Annotated in this window: 3 protein-coding genes; all 3 read left to right on the forward strand. The window is 41.8% G+C overall.

The genetic code is table 11. The annotated features are described in order from the left end of the window. Positions 1 to 66 precede the first annotated feature (66 nt). The 3 genes from ACFIMP_RS09530 to ACFIMP_RS09540 are packed head-to-tail and all read left to right on the forward strand — an operon-like array spanning position 67 to position 1,933. The gene (locus tag ACFIMP_RS09530; RefSeq protein ID WP_375612650.1) at positions 67 to 759 is read left to right on the forward strand and encodes a hypothetical protein; all 693 of its coding nucleotides are present in this window, start codon (positions 67 to 69) and stop codon (positions 757 to 759) included. A gap of 14 nt (positions 760 to 773) precedes the next feature. Continuing rightward, positions 774 to 1,238 carry a hypothetical protein gene (locus tag ACFIMP_RS09535; protein ID WP_375681570.1) on the forward strand — a complete coding sequence of 155 codons (465 nt, stop codon included), beginning with the start codon at positions 774 to 776 and terminating at the stop codon, positions 1,236 to 1,238. 5 nt (positions 1,239 to 1,243) lie between these two features. Then, on the forward strand, positions 1,244 to 1,933 hold the full coding sequence (locus tag ACFIMP_RS09540; protein ID WP_375612643.1) for a hypothetical protein: 690 nt from the start codon (positions 1,244 to 1,246) through the stop codon (positions 1,931 to 1,933). Positions 1,934 to 2,055: the final 122 nt, after the last annotated feature.

Below are 2,055 nucleotides of genomic sequence, written 5' to 3' on the forward strand. Positions count from 1 at the left end.
ACACAATGCAATGCCGTTCTTTTGCAAGAACGACAAAGGCAGAATCTAACTTAAAGGAGTAAAATCATGGAAAAGAAATATGAACTGACTGATGAAACAATCGAAGTTGGGGGCAAAACTCTCCACCGCATTCGTGCACTGAGAGACTTTGGAAGAGTCAAGAAAGGTGACGTTGGTGGTTTTATAGAGCATGAGGGTAATTTATCACATGATGGCAATTGCTGGGTTGGAGATAGTGCAAAGGTTTTTGGGAATGCCGAAGTCTATGCCAATGCACTAATCCAAGATTGTGCATTGGTTTATGATAACGCAACAATTTTCGATGATGCACAAATTTTGAGTGGTGCACACATTTTCAATCATGCAAAAGTTTACGGTAATGCCCGTGTTCACGTACTTGCAAAAATTTATGGGAACGCGAAAGTGTACGATAAAGCTTCTGTTTCTGGTAATGCACGAATATACCATGATGCAAAGATTGGCGGTAATGCAATAATTTCAAAGAACGCAGAAATTTTTGACGATGCTTGTGTTTTTGAATCCGCATTGATTGCAGATGATGCACGTGTTTTTGGAAAGGCTAAGGTTTATGGCAATGCCGCAATCCACCAAGGTGCACATGTTTCTGAAAAAGCTAAAATTGGCGGTCACGCAGAAATCTCTGGAAATGCCCGTGTGTTTGGTGGTGCACTAGTTTGCGAGAATGCCAAAGTAACCGGAAATACAAAAGTATCTGGAAATGACACTGTTTTAAGATAAGGGCGACTTAAACCATGGAAAAAAAATACGAACTTACTGATGAAACAATTGAGTTTGGGCGCAGAACGCTCCGCCGCATTCGTGCACTGAGAGACTTTGGATATGTCAAAAAAGGTGACCTCGGCGGTTTTATAGAAAAAGAGAGCAACTTAAGCCATAAGAGAGACTGTTGGATTTTTGGCAATGCACACGTTTACGGTGATGCCAAAGTTTATGATGATGCGCGGGTTTATGGGAATGCACGCGTTTATGACAATGCACAAGTTTATGATTATGCCGAAGTTGGTGGTGCTGATGTTGGAGATAATGCCAAGGTTTTTGACTATGCGCGGATTTATGGGAATTCTGTTATAGGGGAAAGTGTACACGTTTACGGAAATGCTAAAATTTACAATCAAGCATATATTTGCTGTCGTGTAGACATTGCTGGAAATTGTAAAATTAGTGGCTCCACCGTAATCGTAGAACGTGAGAAATAGTAATCATGGAAAAAAAATACGAATTTACTGATGAAACAATCGAAGTTGATGGCAAAATCCTTCACCGCATTCGTGCACTGAGAGATTTGGGGGACGTCAAGAAAGGTGATCTTGGCGGCTATATTGAGACTGAAGAGAACCTATCGCATGAGGACTATTGTTGGGTTGCGGATAATGCATGTATTTATGACAATGCACTAGTTTCCGATGAGGCACAAGTTTTTGGCAATGCACGTGTTTATAACAATGCACGCGTTATCGATTATGTAGAAGTTTACGGTAATGCCAAAGTTTATGATGATGCGCTGGTTTTTGATGGTGCTAGGATTTTTGATGATGCACATGTTTACGAGAGCGCACGCGTTTACTACGGGGCATGCGTTTACGGTCGTGCAGAAATTTACGGTGAGACACACGTTTACGGTAAGGCACACGTTTACGGTAAGGCAGAGGTTTACGATTGTGCACGCGTTTTCGATGAAGCACGTGTTTACGGTAAGGCAGAGGTTTACGGTTATGCATGCGTTTCCGATAAGGCAGAAGTTTACGATTGTGCACGCGTTTTCGATGAAGCACGTGTTTATGGTAAGGCAGAGGTTTACGGTTATGCATGCGTTTCCGATAAGGCAGAAGTTTACCGTAGCGCACACGTTGATGACTATAACGCCATCTCAACTGGAGAAAAGACCAGATGAAAAAATACGAACTTACTGATGAAACAATTCAGTTTGATGGATACATTACGCTTTACCGCATACGTGCATTAAAAGATTTTGGTGATGTTAAAGCAGGCGACCTTGGCGGCTTTGTAGAGTAT

Origin of the sequence: Bartonella sp. AP65SXKL, assembly GCF_042195725.1 — a bacterium.
Classification (GTDB): Bacteria; Pseudomonadota; Alphaproteobacteria; order Rhizobiales; family Rhizobiaceae; genus Bartonella.